Below are 17,886 nucleotides of genomic sequence, written 5' to 3' on the forward strand. Positions count from 1 at the left end.
CTCTATCTCTTCTCGTTTTTGTATTAGCATGGACGAAAACGGAACACGGATGAGACGAATTTAACGGATTAAACCCAGGGCTATTGGTTTTCAGCCTTCAGCCTTCGCAATTCGTTCCCCCGGGTTAAAACCCGGGTCTATTTATTTTCAGCCCTCAAACTTCAAACCTCTGACTTCAAACTTCAATTAAAAACCGTTCACATAACTGAATCACCATTCATAAATAAATTTTGCAAAATGCCCGTTAAACTGTTGCAAGAGGTATTTATACTGATTATATTTGAATAGTGATTCATAAATTTTCTGAATTCGGGAGAAAAGATGAGAGTAAAAGAAGGAAACAAGGAGAAAGACATCCTTGAAGCCGCTATTAAGGTCTTTGCAAAAGAGGGATATCATGGTGCGAAGATGGCGAAGATTGCTGAAGTTGCCAATGTATCGATTGGTACACTTTACCTCTATTATGTAAACAAAGAAGACCTTCTCTTTAAGGTTTTTGAGAACCTTTGGAAAAAACTGTATCAGGAAGTTGATGTACTCGCTCACAGAGAGGACCTTACTGTTAACGACAAACTGGATTATTTGATAGACCTCTTTTTCGACAATTTTTCGAATAATCCTGACCTCGCTATGGTATTCGTCCATGAACAGCACCATGTAATGAGAAACGCTGAAACGGAAGTGATGTATTACCATGATTTCATGTCAAAGGCAGAGCTCATAATTCAGGACGGGATCAAGAACAAAAGCATCAATCCCAATCTGAATGTGAAGGTGCTCAGATTCTATATTCTTGGCGGAATCAGACTGTTGCTCGAGATTTGGGCGAGAGAACCCAGAATCGTCCCGCTTAGCGCAATCAGAATAAATGTGAAAACCTTCATCAAAAAAGGTATTCAAAACTAACAATTGAAATGAAGAAGTGCCATGCACTTCTTGTTTATAAATGAATAATGATTTATGTATTATTATAAAGTAATGAAACAAGAAATGTATATAAAAAGATCAATGCAGACATTCCTGCTTTCCCTGATTTTGATTTTTAGAGCCAGTTCGCAGGAAGTAGCACAAAAAATCGATCTGCCCGGTGCACTTTCAACTGCAGTGAAAAATCATCCGTTGATTAAGCAGATGGAAACCGCACTTCTGCAAAGAGAAAACGGTAAAACAGAGGCTTTTGGAAATTATCTCCCCAAAATAAATCTGGGATATTCATTCACACACATTAATGACCCGATTGCCATTGACCTGAATCCCATCAGGGAAGCGATGATTACACTCCAGTCGAAAAATCAGGCTGAGTTTGCCAATATTTACACGATTCTCGGGGGTCAGGCACCTTTGACTGATGCACAAAAACTGGCATTAACTCAAAAATATGCGGGTCAGTTGAATTCGTTGCTTCCGGAATTTAAGAGCACTCTCAAAAAACAGGACTACTGGACGGCAACAATCACCGGAGTACAGCCCCTTTTTACAGGAGGAAAGATAATAGCAGCCAACAACGCCGCGGAACTCGAATATCAGGTTGCGGAATTGGAACTGAAGAGAGTAAGAAACGAGATTACTTCCGAGGTAACGGCAAACTGGCTGAATGTGGTTTTTCTCTCTGATCTGGTAAAGGTGAGGCGTGACATCCTCGCAGGAATGCAAAAACATGAAGTGCGGGCAAAGAAAATGCTCGCTGAGGGGTTAATTGCCAACTATAATTATTTGCGGGCGAAAGTTGCGGTATCTGACGCAGAGAGAAATCTCTTTGATGATACAAAAAAGCTTGAACTTGCAATTCTTGCCCTGAAAAATTCAATGGCAATCGACGAAAACAGTGAAATAATTGTTGCTGACAGTCTCGTTTTTAAGGGTTTTCAGGGAGAGGCTGAATATTTTCATCTTCTTGCCGGACAAAACAATACAATCCTGAAACTGATTGACTTGAAGAAAAAGCTTTCTGAAGAGAAGATTGCTTTGGAGAGGTCGAAGTTTATGCCGGTTATTGCAGCATTCGGAAAGTATGAACTTTACCCCGAGTATCTGTCAGCGATAGAACCAAGGTGGGCAGTGGGAGTGTCGCTGAATCTCAATCTTTTCAACGGAATGCAGGACTACACAAACCTTCAAAACAGTAAACTGTTGAACAAGGAGATTGGATACATCGAAAAGGATGCTCAATCCAAGATCAGACTGCTCGTGAGCAAACACTATACTTCGGTGATCAATTCTGTGGAAAGATATGAAAAAGGAATCCCGGCAATTGATCTCGCAAAGGAGAATCTCCGCCTCAACGAGAAGAGATTTGAAACGGGACTTGGGACTTCGATCGAAGTAGTGGATGCTGAGATGATGCTCGAGAAAAGCGAGATTGACCTTAAAACTTCATTATTTGAATTTTACAAAAACTGTAACTTACTCCTCTCGGCTGCCGGAAAGCCGGAAGATTTTTTGAAAATTTGGACAAACCCGGGTGAGGTGATTAAATGAAAAAGATAAAGTATTTCCTGGTTCTTCTTATTCCTGCTCTATTGATAATTTCAGGAGCGATATTTCTGAACAAATCGTATGAATCAGCAAAGAAGACCGTAATTTCAGGAATGGTGGAAGCCAGGGACATCGATGTGGCTTCAAAAATCGCAGGCAGAATAAGTGAAATTTACTTTGAGGAGGGAGCCATCGTTAAAGAGGGGGATCTTCTGGCAACTATTAAAAGCAAGGAACTCGATGCAAAAGCAGGTCAGGCGGAAAATCTTAAAAATGCCGCCAGAGCAAAATATAAAATGGCTTTGAATGGTGCGAGACCCGAGGAGAAGGAAGCAGTCGAAAAACTGTATAACCAGGCACGACTTCAGTTTGATCTTGCCACGAAGACATGGACCAGGATGCAAAACCTCTACGGTGAACAGTTGATTTCCGCACAGGAGAGGGATGTTTATGAGTTCCAGTACAAAGCTGCTGAAGAGCAAATGCTCGCAGCCAAAGCGAAATATGACCTCGTCCTTGCCGGTGCACGACCCGAGGAGCAGGAGATGGCAAAAAGCAGTTTTATGCAGGCGGAAAGTGGAGTAAGTGAAGTGCTCGCCTACAAGGAAGAGCTGAATATTAAAGCTCCCGTTTCAGGAGAACTGAAAAAGAAAATTGTGGATGTTGGCGAAATTGCTTCGGCAGGATATCCGGTATTCACTATTCTCGATTTGAGTGATGTGTGGGTTACACTTCAACTTAAGGAAACAATGCTTGAGGGAGTGAAAAAAGGGGGAGTGATGAAAGGGAAAATTCCTGCTCTGGGTAATAAGGAGTATGAATTCGAGGTTTTCTATATTTCTGCGATGGGAGAATTTGCCAACTGGAGACCAACAAATCAAAAAGCGGATTTTGAGATAAGAACTTTTGAAGTAAGAGTAAGACCGAAGGATAAATCGATAAAACTTAGACCCGGAATGAGCGTTAACTTCGAAATGTAATATGAGCAGAATGAAAAAGTGGAAAACTGTTGAAGCATTTTTAAACGAGATCAAAAGGATCGGCGACACGAGGTCACTGTTTGTGATTACGGTAATTCTGCCGCCGGTTCTCTTTTTGTTCTTTGGCTTTCTCTATCAAAGTGCCTTGGTCAGGGGGATACCTGTTGCAATTCTTGATGCGGACAACAGCGTAATCTCCAGAACCGCTGTCTCCTATTTTGCCTCCTCGCCATCTTTCAAAATTGTGAGTGGCTACGCATCCTTGAAGGAAGCTGAAGCCGGAATGATAAAAGGGGAGATAGATGCGATCATTTCATTGCCCAGGGATATGGAAAGGGAGATCAAAAAAGGGAAGCAGGTTCATCCCGTTGTGTTTGCCAACGGGCTGAATGTGATAAAAAGCAATTACATTTTGAGCGATGCAACGAAAATATTCAAAACCATTTCGGGTGGTGTTCTTCTGAAGAAATTCAGATCAGGGGGAATGACGGAAGCCCAGGCAATGGATGTGATCAGTCCCGTGAGATTTGACATGCAGATTCTCTACAATTCAAACTACAGCTATGTCGATTTCCTCCTGCCGGGCTTATGCGTATTTGTAATTTTCATGAGTCTGTCACTTGCAGGAACTACAGTTTATAATCACAAAGAAATCAATTTTGTGGAGGAGGGAAATTCTTTTCTCAATTCAGTTTCAGGACTGATTGGCAAGACACTTCCATACATTATAATATGTGCAGCGGATGTAATGATTCTGTTGGGGGTCATCTTTCCTCTCTTCTCTATCACGCTCCGCGGAAGTGCAGGGGAACTGTTCTTTTACACATTTTTATTTGGTTTGTCGAGCCTGATGCTTGGGATGCTTGTCTCGGTTGTGATAAAAAATATAATGCTTTCAACTCAGATAATTTTGTTTTTTACAACACCGGCATTTGTTTTCAGCGGACTTACCTACCCTCTTTGGGCAATGCCTGAAGCTCACCAGTTGTTTGCCCGTTTTATCCCCTATACGCAGTTTCTCGATGGATTTATAAGGTTATACCTGATGGGCGAGAATTTGTCAGACATTGGCAATCAATTGAACATGCAGATAGCTGGTATCCTGATACCGGCTGTTTTGATCGTGGTGATTGCAGGAATAAAGGGGACAGTGGCACGAAGAAAAGCGGGTGTTGCAGTATGAAACTGAAGATAAACGGCTTTTTTGCGATCATTAAACGGGAAATTGTAAATCTGTCACACGATACGGATATCCGGATTCTTGTGCTGATTGCCCCGTTGTTTTACTCGATTTTCTATGCATCACTCTATTTCAACAAGACCGAAACCGATATCCCGGTAGTTGTGGTAGATCAGGATGGCACCACTTCCTCCCGAAAGTTTATCAACGATCTTGATGCCGGTCAACTCTTGAGAGTAACTTACAATTCTTCCGAAATAAACGAAGCTGAATCACTTTTGAAGAATGACGAAGTGCAGGGGATGATCGTAATACCTAAGGATTTTGATGCCAATTCTCGATCAGGCAGACATAACACGGTAAAAGTGCTGCTCAATACACAGCGGTTTCTTCACTCGAATGATATTAACAAAGCAGTGAACGATATTGGATTTGCATACGCTGTTGAGAGCAGAATGAAAGTTTTTAATCAAAAAGGTGTCGGAAGGAAGCAGGCAGAGGAACTGGTGGAACCCGTGAAGGAAGATGTCAGGTTCATGTACAATCCGATGCTTACATATGGTGATTTCCTTATTCCGGGTGTGCTGATGCTCATTTTACAGCAAACGCTGATACTCGGGCTTGCTCAGTCACTGGCGAAAGAGAGGGAGGAAAAAACAGTAATGAAGTGGTACAGAGATGCAAACGGCAGTACTTCGGCAGCCATCGCAGGAAAAACCCTGATCTACTTCTGTTTTTTTGCGGTCTACGCTTTCTTCTTTATAACATTTCATTATTGGCTCTTTGAAGTACCATCGTATGCACCCGTTTTCAACACAATGATTCTTACACTGTTTTTTCTGTTCGTGAGCATATCGTTCACAGTGTTGATTGGTTCGTTTTTTAAGTCGAAGCTGGGTGTATTGCAGATAATTGCATTCACTTCATATCCCTTTTTCTTTTTGACCGGATTTGCATGGCCCGAAATTGCATTCCCCGAGCCGTTGATAATTCTGGGTGATATTCTGCCGTTAAAACCGTTTTTATCAGCCTTTATGAAGACCTTCAGGATGGGCGGGGATGTGTCGCTCATAATTCCCGAACTGAAACATCTTGCAGTGCTTGGAGTTGCTTATTCAATCCTCACATATGTCAGAATGAAATATCTCTTCGCCCGAGTATCAAAGGCGGAAGGAACCCCCTGACCATAAACATTTACCTCCTTCCCTATGGGAAAAAACACAGTCCTAACGGATAAAATAAAAAAGCCCGACAGTGAAAATTGCCGGGCTTTTTTTAATTAAATGGGGGCGAAAAAATACCCTTTAAAAATGTTTAGGTTTCAATAAATTTCAAAGGGACAACTCGTTTTTACGATTTAAGATAATAATCAGTATTAAACCAAATTTATTTTGGTAGTTTACGAAATTGATTCCGATTTATGCCGGGTTAAAAAAAATAGCAGGTATACGAGACACTCTTTTATCTCAATATCGATGACAATCAGGTCGTAATCCAAAATATACTTTTATCAATGGACTTAAAAAAATTAAAGTTTTGATTAAATGATAATTGGTACAACCTTTTTTGTGAATTTGTTCTTGTTTCTTCTGTCCACTGGAACAATTCTCGATAAAACTGAATCATCCTTCAATACTACTCAATCCGGAAATTCTCAATTCTTACTCTATGACTCCGCAGCAAATTTTATATATCATGAATTGGACTCAATATCCCTAATAGAAAAATATCTGCCTTTTATCAACACAGAGAATATTTTTATACAGGGGAAAAATCTGGTATTGCAAGATAAAGACAATAGGTTGTTTTCATTGAACTGGAATGTTAAAAACCTTTCCTTCAGTAAAAAATTTGCCTTTTTTCAGATTGTGCAAGGTGGAGATTTTCATGATCCGAGGGAAATATGTTTCTCAAAATACAAAATAGTTAATAACAGGATTGTTCTGTATGATTTGGTCAGGATAGATAAAAATCAATTCCGAAATACCATCTATCAATTCTATCCCGTTAGTGAAAACGAGTTTATCGCCTGCTCGTTTATGCTATTATACAGAATTAAAATAACCAATTCCGGTGAAAACTGTACTGTAAAGGAAAAAAGTCTGTCAAATCCTTATACAGTGGATGGAGTGAAAGTGGTGTATCCTTCACAGTTGAAATACAACACTGACAAATTGTTGATTGTGTGTGACAAAGCGATATTATTATATAGAATTGGTTTGGATCAAATTGAAGATGTCACCGGCTACCTGATTCAAAATAAATATATTGGCGAAGATCAAAGGAGTAAACTGACAGTTATCAACGCAAACAACGATGATTTTCTGATAATCTCTCAAAATGGCAGTGGATTTAGAATGCAGGTGAAGGGAAAGAACTATGAGGTTACTACCTTCGATATAGAAAAATTCAAATTGTTCCCGGGTAAAGACAATTTTAGTCTTATTTTCGACTATAGCTCCATTGGTATTTTAGAAATATGGAGAGAAGATGGAATAATATTCAAACTCTATTTGGTTGATCAAAATAAGTTTACATCGAGGAGATTCAACTTACCATTCCATCCCTACCAATTTTTAAGAGCGGACTCAGAGACTCAGATACTTTATGCATCCGGAGAGGTATTCTTCAGGACTTTAAAGAAAGATGGATATCCTACCAATACCGTTTCCAAAACGCTCAGTACAACTGATTTTGATATTGGCAAAGTTGTTAATTTAGGGTATACCTACGGAATTGCCGTTGGTGATATCGATAATGACGAAAAAGAGGAAATACTGTTTGTCGAGCCTTTTGGAACGAACAGACTGTTAAAATTTGACTCGAAGTCAGAGGATTATATTGAAATCAAAGATAGATTTCCCAGGGATTCTTATGGCAATGTCCATAGTGATATTTCAGGAAAATTCGTTGATATCAACAATGACAGTCATCCTGATTTAATCCTGTCAACGATGGATAGTGGAGGTGGATTATTCTTAAATAATGGAAACGGCTACTTTCAAAATGTCACAAAAGAATATCATTTGGACTCTGTTTTTTCAAGATCGGAATCTGTTACATTCGCTGACTTTAATAATGATGGTTGGATTGACATATTCGTATCAAATTTTTTCGCGAGCAATAAATTGTTGATTAATAAAAATGGTTTGGAATTTGAAGATCAAACTAAAGAGTACGGACTCCTTTCCGCCGGGAACTCTATACATGCCACAGTTGGTGATATAAATAATGACGGACTGACAGATTTACTGGTCGTTGGTTGGAACAGCAAGAGCAAATTATACTTAAATAGAAACGGAGGTTTTACAGATGTGGCTGAAGAATTAGGACTGGATTCAGACACCACACTTCTCACAAATTCAGCACTTTTTGCAGATTTCAACAATGATGCATTCCTTGATATCTTTGTTAGTTACCGTGGCAGTATTCCAAAGTTATATTTAAACCAGGGGGGACATGTTTTTCGCAAAGTTTCTGATTTATTAAAAGAAAAAGACCCTTCAACGATTTATGGTTCAGTTGCGGCTGATTTTAATAGTGATTCGTTTGTTGATATTGCAATTAATTGCACAGACAATGCTTTCATATATTTTAACTATCAGGATTCTTCGTCTGTCACAGGATTCAGTTTCATCAAGAAACCATTAAGCCTGAGTAGATCAAGTATCAATCCACTTAAAGGTTATGGTACCGGACTCGGTGTGATTGATGCCAACAGGGATGGCGACTTGGATCTGATTGTCGGTCAATTCAAAGGATTAACCATGTTGTACGAGAACATGTATGTTGAAAATAACAGAAAGGAGGTGAGTCAGGTGAATTTGAAGATTCATCCTGTCGAAACTAATTCCAGTTTGGCCGGAGTAAAAGTCTGGGGAATTAGTGAGGATTCTGTCTATTTCTTCAAGGAGATAGGTACCGGCGAGGGGTACTGCTCTCAAATATCATCTGAATTGAATATACAAGTCTCTCCTTTAGGGGATAAGTCGAAAATTAAGATTTTCTTCCCCGTTTCGGGAGATACCGTCACAGTCGATATTCTCGAAAGTTCATATCTGGATGTTTTCGAGCATTCAAGCCTGATAAGTAATTCGAAAAGAATGTTTGAAAAAATTCGCAGAATGATCTTGCAGGCAGACTTCTACATCAAAATTATGCTAATCACATTCTTGGCGATCGTATTTTTCTGGTATGTCCACTACGATGTAAATAACTACAAATTATTCTTTAGGAATTTGGAACTCTCGTTTAGACAATCATTATTCATCGTGAGTATCACTTTTGTGATCTCTCAAGTTTTGGTCAACCTGTTCACGAGTGAAGATTTGTACAACTCTCAATGGCGAGACCAAACGGCAGGTTCCTTTGGAATGTTCATTTTGCCAGTCGTGTTGTCAGCGGGTCTGGTTTTGGCATCTTTAAAAATACAGGACATTTTTTCTCAGAAGGGGATGAACTACAAGCCTGATGTCGCGAAGTTAACTCAACAGTTGTATCTGTTTAACCACGGTGAAGGGCGAAAATCCAATCTTTCATCGATTGCACTTTTACTGACAAATGTCAGATTTTATCTTTCAGAAACGGGCTCCAGGAACAACTATATCATGGAGCAATTAAATGAAATGCTTTCCGAATTTAAATTATTAACTCTGCCGGCAATTAAGGAAATTTTGCTTTCCTTAAGTTCTTTAAGAATGTTTGCCGAAGTTCAGTTTGACCGAAAAGATTTTCAGTTGTTGAATCGTACTTATATATTGATGACAAAGTCTGCCGAGAATCTTGGCAAAGCGATTGCCAGAGGTGAGTACAAACTGATAGCATCAGAAGCCATCAATATGACCGGACTTATTGACCGTTTGGGAAAAGTTATGAATAAAATTAAGATCAGGTCAGTCGACCAGAGCAAGATAATATTAAACAGTTATCTTGGTAAAATCGAAAAATCATACGAAAAAACGAAGGCTAACGGGATTGAAGTAAAATTCGTGAGGATTAAGGAAGATATTTATCTATACACCGATTCGACAAAACTCTCGGAATGTATTAATATATTTATTAAAAATTCAATTGAGTCATTCTATGATTCACGCAATTTTCCACGACAAATTCTAATCAAGGTTGAATTTACGGCTGATGAATTAGAAATAATTATAGAAGATAACGGGATAGGAATATCAGAAGCCCACATGGAGAAAATTTTCCAAAAAGGTTTCTCGACCAAAGGGGAAAAACGCGGTTTGGGTCTGATTTACGCGAAAAGACTTTTAATGGAGTTGGGTGCTGAACTCGATATTACTTCGAAAGAGTTCCAAGGCACCACGATAAAAATAAAGCTAAATTACGATAAAAAGGAGCTATCTTGAAGGATAGAATACTGATTGTAGACGACGATTTACAATATTTAAGGCTGGTCAGCACACTATTGAATGATAAATTTGATGTAGAGTGTGCAATAAATTCACAGGAATGTTTAAATAAAATTGAAACATCATTTTATTCTGCAATTCTGGTTGATCTAAAGTTACCCAAAGTATCCGGGTTTCAACTCATTAAAAAAATCCGGGAAGAATTTGATCAGCTGATTCCGATAATTGTGGTATCTGAACAAAATGATGTTCAATCGGTCTTGAAGTGTATGAAATCAGGTGCAAATGACTTTGTCCCCAAAGTATTTGACTTGGACGAATTGGTTCTTAAGATAGACAGGGCATTGGAAATTCGTAGAGCGGATCTGAGAAAACAGGCAATTGAGAGGGAATATCACTTCTTTGAGAATTTTATCCATAACTCGGAAACAGGAAGCAAGATATATTCTGATATAATAAAACACTCAAAACATGACCACACACTTTTACTTCTGGGCGAGACGGGAACGGGTAAGGATATTATTGCTTATCAAATACATAAAAACAGCATAAGAAAGAACAATATCTTCAGAAGCATAAATCTGCAGACGCTTAGCGAATCATTACTGGAGTCTGAATTATTTGGATATGCAGAGGGTGCATTTACAGGAGCGGGAAAATCGAGAACCGGTTTACTCGAGATATGCAATGGGGGTACTCTGCATATTTCTGAGTTTTCCTCAATATCACCTGCTCTTCAGATAAAACTGCTTGAATTTATGCAATTCAGGACAATCAGAAAAGTGGGCGAAGATGCACGGGTTAAACCCAGACGCGTTGATGTACGAATAATTCTTTCGACATTGGAAGACCCGGAAAAACTGTCCTCGAATGGGAATTTCAGGGAAGACCTTATCAGTCGGATAAAGGTCAACACCATGATTGTGCCTCCACTTAGAGACAGATTGGAAGATATCGAAAAACTTGCACCTTACTTTTTACGGCTTCACGGGTTAGAAGATGGAAGAGATCGATTGACCTTTTCGAAAGATGTAATCCCCTTTTTGAAGAGCCTGCAATGGAATCGAAATGTGAGAGAATTAGAGAATGCTATAATCTCAGCGATGGTGGAAGCGTTCGACAATCCTGATCCGGATGTCATTCAGGTGGAAAACTTCAGCCCGTTTTTTTCAAACTCGAGGAATGAAGAAAAATTGAGAATCCAGTTTCATGGCGAATTGCCTCCGTTTGAAGATGCTAAAAAATTGTTTGAACAGTCATATTTTTCAGAACTTATCAAAATATGTGACGGAAATAAAACCAAAGCTGCTCTGCTTGCAGGCATGAGCAAACAAAACTTTCATTTTCACAGCTCAAAAGGTTGATACTCCAAAAAGTATAATTCTTCACCCTGCCTTTGAAGCCTGGAGTTAAGTCTTGCATATTCCGCTTTGTTCAATTCTGACAAAACTGAAATAATTGTAAAATCCTGCTTTACTCCGGTAAAATTGTATTTTATTTTACCTCATCAAAATCTCCAATTGTTTCGCATTCGGAGGACATTTATGCCTATTTCGGTTTGTTTACACAAAATTCTTCGCGTTAAAAAAATGGCATGAATCTTGTTCCTCGCTAGCGATAAACCAAGGGATTCTGCAAGGCTATATTCTTGATACTTGGGATATCGCATTTTTTCATTAATCAATGAGGACAATCATGAAAAATTTTTTTCTCACTTGGTCGCTTTTTGTTTCTATTTGTCTATCTCAATCATTAACTGTAACACCCTCATCAGTTCCAAAAGGTGGAACATTTTTGGCATCATGGTCTGGATTTTCCGGGAATGTAAATGTCCGGATATATAAAGGAAGCAACTTGTGGGTTGATGCCAGTACGAATGTGTCGGGAAGTGGTTCTCAGAATCTTGTGACTACTGATTGGGAAGTCAGAAATGATTATAAAGTAAGAGTAGAACTGAGATCCAACACAACTATCTATAGGGAAGTTGGGCCTCTTGTTGTTACCGATGTTGGACAATTCGGTGCTCAAGTTGGAACATTCAACGGAGTGATTGCTTACTCGAATGGAACAGTTGGCAATGTCAGCAATGAATACAATTATTATTCTGGTACAAATACCGGAATGAAGTGGCAATGTGTTGAATTTGTGAACAGATACTATGCTGCAGTTTATGCTCAGAATATACGGATTGCCGGACATAATGCAAATGATTACTACCCTAATGCAGCAGCACATGGACTGACACCATATAACAACGGGGGCACGACCGCTCCGCAAGTTGGAGACATACTTTGTTCAGGTGGAGGTCAATATGGTCATGTTGCGATAATTCGCGAGATCGGCAGCAACTATATAAATGTTATACAACAAAACTGGAATAATAACTCATCCGATAATTCAATGACCCTTTCATATTCTCCACAGAATGGATACTACACCATTGGGTCTTTTTCTTCGTCCTACTCAGTTCAAGGATGGTTAAGAAAGCCCACAACCTCAGGTTTTGTAAAGGTATGGACAGGGATAACCTCTTCATCAACAATTGTTAAAGGGGTTCCATTTAATGTCTCATTTTCATTAAAGGAGACGAATAATCAACCGATAACCCTTCAATCGATTGCCATTGCAATTCATAAACCCAATGGCGATTTTTTATTTGATGCAATGACTTATACCAATATCAGCTTTACTGCTGGCCAGGAAAGATCCTATAATATTGAAGCTACAGTATTTAATGAAATCAATAATTCTCCCGGGTCAAATTATAGTATCAGAGTAAAGGGTCAAATGAATAACACCTGGTTTGATGTTACTCCCGCTTCCGGGGCTACAAACCCGAAGGCATTTACTCTTGTAGACCCCACCTTGACTGTGTCACCATCTACAAAAACCGTTTCATCGGGAGCTGGTAGTTTTTCTCTTTCAGTCACATCCAATGTTCCTTGGACTGTCATTTCAGATCAAAGCTTTTTAACTTATAGTCCTTCAAGTGGCAATAACAATGGCTCTATAACCGTTAGCTATACTTCGAATGGAACCACAATACCTCGAACTGGCAGGATTACAGTAAGAGGAACTGTAACGGGTAATCCAATTTCAGGTATTTGCGATGTGACTCAAGAAGCAGTTCTACAGTATTCCTTAAGTCTTAGTAAAGGGGGTGGTGGTTTTGGGAAAGTCAAAGTGAACGGGTCTCTACAGAACCTGCCATATTCTGCCCAGTTCATTTCAGGTAGTAACATCACTCTTGAAGCTGTACCCGATCCAAATAACACTTTTGCAAATTGGAGTGGAGCTTTGTCTGGTAACACTAACCCAACTTCCATCACTATGAATGCTGACAAATCTGTTACAGCTAATTTCAATTCAGTACCAATAAATTACACATTGTCGTTGACCAAAGGAGGTGATGGTTCCGGGAAAGTAAAAGTGAACGGTTCACTTCAGAACCTGCCATATTCTGCCCAGTTCAATTCAGGTAGTAACATCACTCTTGAAGCTGTACCCGATCCAAATAACACTTTTGCCAATTGGAGTGGAGCTTTGTCTGGTAACACAAACCCAACTTCCATCACAATGAATGCTGACAAATCTGTTACAGCTAATTTCAATTCAGTACCAATAAATTACACATTGTCGTTGACCAAAGGAGGTGATGGCTCCGGGAAAGTCAAAGTGAACGGGTCTCTACAGAATCTGCCATATTCTGCCCAGTTCATTTCAGGAAGTAACATCAACCTTGAAGCTGTACCCGATCCAAATAACACTTTTGCAAATTGGAGTGGAGCTTTGTCTGGTAACACAAACCCAACTTCCATCACAATGAATGCTGACAAATCTGTTACGGCTAACTTCAGTGCAGTATCAATAAATTACACATTATCTTTGACCAAAGGAGGTGATGGCTCCGGGAAAGTCAAAGTGAACGGTACGCTTCAGACTTTACCTTACTCATCTCAATTCAATTCTGGAAGTAGCGTCACTTTGGAGGCTGTAGCTGATGCTAATAATACTTTTGCTAATTGGAGTGGAGCTTTATCAGGTAACACAAACCCTACTTCAATAACAATGAATGCTGACAATTCTGTTACCGCCAACTTTAACGCTACACCTGGAGTCCCGCTCGTACCTGTAACTTCAAGTGAAACTGTTCAAAAAGGACAAGATTATTGGTTGGATATCCAAGTTGGTAATCAGAATAGTCCCGTTAGTGAGTTAAAAGTAATCAGTTTTGAACTCAATTATTCGGCAACAGTTATAAACGATTATGTAACTTACGAAGTTGGGACATTTATCACCGGTGCTCAGGCAACCGTTGTTCCTGACGATCAAAATGGTCGAGTCGATGCTGCAATATTCAGGACTACTGGAGGGAACAGCGGATATGGAAGTTTGATTAGATTTAAATTTAATGTTAATAATCAGGCTATAGCTGGTCAGCAAATTACTTTTACATTCGGATCAATTCTTGCGAATGATGCGAATGGCAATGTGATCAATATTACCCCTCAATCTAAAACATTAACAGTCATTGAAGCAGCAATCGTTTGGCCTGGTGATGCTAATAATAATGGTGTAGTAAACATTCTTGATATTAACCCAATTATTGTAAACTATGGAGCCACAGGTCCAGTTCGGCCCAACGCTTCAAATAGTTGGACAGGGCAGAGTGCACCATTCTGGACTGCACCCTCTTTAACCTATATTGATTGTAATGGAAATGGAGCGATCAACATAACTGATATAAATGTAGTGATAGTGAATTTCGGAAGGACTCACACTATTAATAGTGCGGGAACATTACCCTATGAAATTACAAGTTCGATACCCCCTCTTCAAGTACTGGTTCCGCAGGCCCCCGCAACTCCAGGCGATACAGTAACTGTTTCTATTCAAATTGGCTCCAGCAATTATCCGGTTGATAGTGTAAAAGTTGTATCCTTCGAGTTGCTTTATGGGACAAATGGATTAAAGCAATACATAGAATTCATTGATTATCAAGTTGGGTCATTTTTAACAAATGCCCAATATACAGTTATACCTGATGACTCACTAGTAGCCGCTGCCGTTTACAGAACATCTGGGGGAAATTCAGGATTTGGTGAACTAATAAAATTCAGGTTTAAAATTAAATCAACCACACCTGTAAGTACTTCATTTCCACTTAGTTTTGGCCAAGTTGAAGCCAATAGATCAAATGGTTCTGTTCAACCCTTGCTCCCATTAGGATCGATGTTACTCGTCCCGGTGGAGTTAACCTCTTTCTCTGCGACAAATACCCCATCAGGCATTATGCTACGATGGAGTACAGCGTCTGAATTGAATAATCTTGGATTTGAGGTTCAAAGATCAGAGGATGGTTCAATTTTTCTGCCCTTGGCTTTTGTGAAAGGCAAAGGCACTTCAACAGAAAGAAACAATTATGAATATCTGGATGCTGCACCAACGGGTACATTTTCTTACCGCTTGAAACAAATGGATTTTGATGGCACAGTTTCCTTCTCAAATGTCGTCACGATTGAATCAATCAACTCGCAGGATTTCACGCTGAATCAAAATTTCCCCAATCCGTTTAATCCATCAACATCAATCACATTTTCACTTGGGTTACAGTCTAAAGTGAAGCTGACTATAATTAACGCATTGGGTGAGGTTGTTAAGGATCTGGTAAACGATGTACTTGCTGCTGGCAGTCACAATGTTGTCTGGAACGCAGATTCACTGCCTTCTGGAATATACTTTGCTGTTTTGAACGCTGAATCATCAAGAGGCCAAATGGTGAGACTGGTACGCAAAATTGCTTATATGAAATAAATAATGTTGAAAGGCCGCTCGAAAGGGCGGCTATTTCATATCACTATAATTCCAGGCATAATGTTGACCAGTAAATTGATAATGCAGAAGATATCCAGAAATCAAGAATATTTATTTATTAAAATTGTTCGCAGTGGCTCATAAACACTATTAATGATTACTTTACAAAATTTGAATATCTCTTGTCTGTAATCTGAAAAAGGTACATCATGAAAAAATATACACTATTGACATTTCTTTTTTTAATCCTGTTTTCTGCGAATTGTTATACGCAATATCGGAATGAGTTAAATGGCTTTTTGGCAGGAATTGAGAGTGGAATAAATACATCAAATTTTAGAACTGAGTTGTCAGCACCGAATGCATATGGCAGAGTATTTGTTCAATCACCGGGAAGGATTCTTGAACTTGGAATTGGCTATTTCAAATTTAGAGATTTTTCCGAAGGGTCACAGTCTTACGAAACAGACCTGTATAACCTGGATTTAAAATTGGGGTTTGGTTCACAGGAAGGATCGGGGTCATTCCAACTTTATCCGTTAGGCATAAGTTTAGCGTATGTAGAGAAACTGAAAAGTCCCATTCTAACTGTGACTAGGACCGAATATGAGGTCGGAAAAAAATATGATTGGATTGTCTCCTATACTGCGACAATGAATTATGATGTTCATTTAAATAAATTTATGAGTATTGGTCTAACTCTTGGTCTAAACCTGGCAAATGGTTTTGTTCTCGAATCCAAGGATTCAACCACAAGAACAAATTTGTTTTATTTCGGAACACGCTTGGTCTTTGGCAGCAATGGGTTCTTTAGAGATAGCGATGGAGACAGAATAACTAACTCAGATGAAGAAGAGATTTATCGTACAGACCCCGAAAAAGCAGATACAGACGGTGACAGAGTCAGCGATTATGATGAGATATTTAAATACAAAACGGATCCGCTGAAAGCCGATACTGATGGAGACGGCGTCAGTGATGGTGATGAACTTTATAAGTATAAAACAAATCCATTGTATACTGACACGGATAGTGATGGACTAAACGACGGCGATGAAATTCTGCAATACAGAACTAATCCGTTAGATATGGATACAGACGGCGACGGTATCAGTGACTATAAAGAAATCTTCAAGTACAAATCCGATCCACTTAAGTCAGATACAGATGGTGACGGGTTGTCCGATTACGATGAAGTTTTCACTTATAAGACTGATCCTGCATTAGCTGATACAGACGGAGATGGAATAACAGATCGTGATGAAATTAAAAAATTCAATACTGACCCGTTCAAAGCTGATACAGACGAGGACGGGATAAATGACCGGGATGAGATTGTAGTATATCACACGAATGCATTAATCGCCGATAGTGATGGAGATGGTATCAAAGATTATGATGAAATATTTGTCTACAAAACAAAGCCACTGGTGTTTGATACCGATATTGATCAGATATCCGATGGTGATGAGGTATTTAAATACCACACAAATCCCTCACTGGGTGATTCAGACAATGACGGACTGGGAGATTACCAGGAGATATTCTATTATTATACAAACCCGCTCCTGATTGACAGTGACAACAGTGGAGTTGATGATAAAACTGAAGTCGAAAGGGGAACCGATCCAAACGACAAAGAGGATGATGTAATAGAGGTTAACAAAATAATCGTTCTTGAAGGAATAGAATTTGAGTTTCAAAAAGCCACGATTACCCCGGAGTCTGACAGACGATTGCAGAAAACTCTGAAACTGTTGCAGGCTTTCCCCAATTATAACTTTTCTCTGGAAGGGCACACGGATGATATCGGCGGGCGACAATTCAATCAAAAGTTGTCACTTGATCGTGCAAAAGCGGTAAAGACCTGGTTGGTGAATCACGGTATCAACGCAAAAAGATTGACAGTAAAAGGATTTGGTTTTGACAAGCCCGTAGCCTCCAATTCAACAGATGAAGGCCGTCAGAGGAACAGGAGGGTCGAGTTTATAAGGACAAATTAAATTTTTTGTTCCGTGGGTTTACAGGACTCAGAAAAATTATTGTGTCGAGTACTTAACAACTAATT

The 17,886-nt window shown here is 39.3% G+C and carries 9 protein-coding genes; all 9 read left to right on the plus strand.

Annotated features, from left to right (window positions below; translation table 11 throughout):
* Window positions 1–321 precede the first annotated feature (321 nt).
* The 9 genes from LCH52_11545 (at window position 322) to LCH52_11585 (ending at window position 17,821) form a co-directional block, all read left to right on the plus strand.
* Entirely contained in the window at window positions 322–906 is a 585-nt protein-coding gene (locus tag LCH52_11545; protein MCA0389115.1) for a TetR/AcrR family transcriptional regulator, read from the plus strand.
* 84 nt (window positions 907–990) lie between these two features.
* Entirely contained in the window at window positions 991–2,478 is a 1,488-nt protein-coding gene (locus tag LCH52_11550; GenBank protein MCA0389116.1) for a TolC family protein, read from the plus strand.
* Window positions 2,475–3,455 carry an efflux RND transporter periplasmic adaptor subunit gene (locus tag LCH52_11555; protein MCA0389117.1) on the plus strand — a complete coding sequence of 327 codons (981 nt, stop codon included), beginning with the start codon at window positions 2,475–2,477 and terminating at the stop codon, window positions 3,453–3,455. The genes LCH52_11550 and LCH52_11555 overlap by 4 nt, the downstream gene beginning before the upstream one ends.
* 10 nt (window positions 3,456–3,465) lie before the next feature.
* Window positions 3,466–4,638 (plus strand): ABC transporter permease, encoded by a 1,173-nt coding sequence (locus LCH52_11560; protein MCA0389118.1) that lies wholly within the window; start codon window positions 3,466–3,468, stop codon window positions 4,636–4,638.
* On the plus strand, window positions 4,635–5,819 hold the full coding sequence (locus LCH52_11565; GenBank protein ID MCA0389119.1) for an ABC transporter permease: 1,185 nt from the start codon (window positions 4,635–4,637) through the stop codon (window positions 5,817–5,819). Before LCH52_11560 ends, LCH52_11565 begins: the two co-directional genes overlap by 4 nt.
* Before the next feature lie 627 nt (window positions 5,820–6,446).
* Complete coding sequence (locus LCH52_11570; protein MCA0389120.1) at window positions 6,447–10,001, plus strand: FG-GAP-like repeat-containing protein; 3,555 nt, start codon at window positions 6,447–6,449, stop codon at window positions 9,999–10,001.
* On the plus strand, window positions 9,998–11,368 hold the full coding sequence (locus tag LCH52_11575) for a sigma-54 dependent transcriptional regulator (protein MCA0389121.1): 1,371 nt from the start codon (window positions 9,998–10,000) through the stop codon (window positions 11,366–11,368). The genes LCH52_11570 and LCH52_11575 overlap by 4 nt, the downstream gene beginning before the upstream one ends.
* A gap of 331 nt (window positions 11,369–11,699) precedes the next feature.
* Window positions 11,700–15,818, plus strand: coding sequence for a CHAP domain-containing protein (locus LCH52_11580; GenBank protein ID MCA0389122.1), 4,119 nt, complete (start codon window positions 11,700–11,702; stop codon window positions 15,816–15,818).
* 683 nt (window positions 15,819–16,501) lie between these two features.
* Complete coding sequence (locus LCH52_11585; GenBank protein MCA0389123.1) at window positions 16,502–17,821, plus strand: OmpA family protein; 1,320 nt, start codon at window positions 16,502–16,504, stop codon at window positions 17,819–17,821.
* Window positions 17,822–17,886: the final 65 nt, after the last annotated feature.

This window comes from Bacteroidota bacterium, from assembly GCA_020161395.1.
Lineage (GTDB): Bacteria > Bacteroidota > Ignavibacteria > Ignavibacteriales > Ignavibacteriaceae > UTCHB3.

Excerpts from the sequence above, each read along its gene's own strand:
- LCH52_11545 (MCA0389115.1), top strand. The coding sequence starts at position 322 with ATGAGAGTAAAAGAAGGAAACAAGGAGAAAGACATCCTTGAAGCCGCT.
- LCH52_11550 (MCA0389116.1), top strand. The coding sequence starts at position 991 with ATGTATATAAAAAGATCAATGCAGACATTCCTGCTTTCCCTGATTTTG.
- LCH52_11555 (MCA0389117.1), top strand. The coding sequence starts at position 2,475 with ATGAAAAAGATAAAGTATTTCCTGGTTCTTCTTATTCCTGCTCTATTG.
- LCH52_11560 (MCA0389118.1), top strand. The coding sequence starts at position 3,466 with ATGAAAAAGTGGAAAACTGTTGAAGCATTTTTAAACGAGATCAAAAGG.
- LCH52_11565 (MCA0389119.1), top strand. The coding sequence starts at position 4,635 with ATGAAACTGAAGATAAACGGCTTTTTTGCGATCATTAAACGGGAAATT.
- LCH52_11580 (MCA0389122.1), top strand. The coding sequence starts at position 11,700 with ATGAAAAATTTTTTTCTCACTTGGTCGCTTTTTGTTTCTATTTGTCTA.
- LCH52_11585 (MCA0389123.1), top strand. The coding sequence starts at position 16,502 with ATGAGTATTGGTCTAACTCTTGGTCTAAACCTGGCAAATGGTTTTGTT.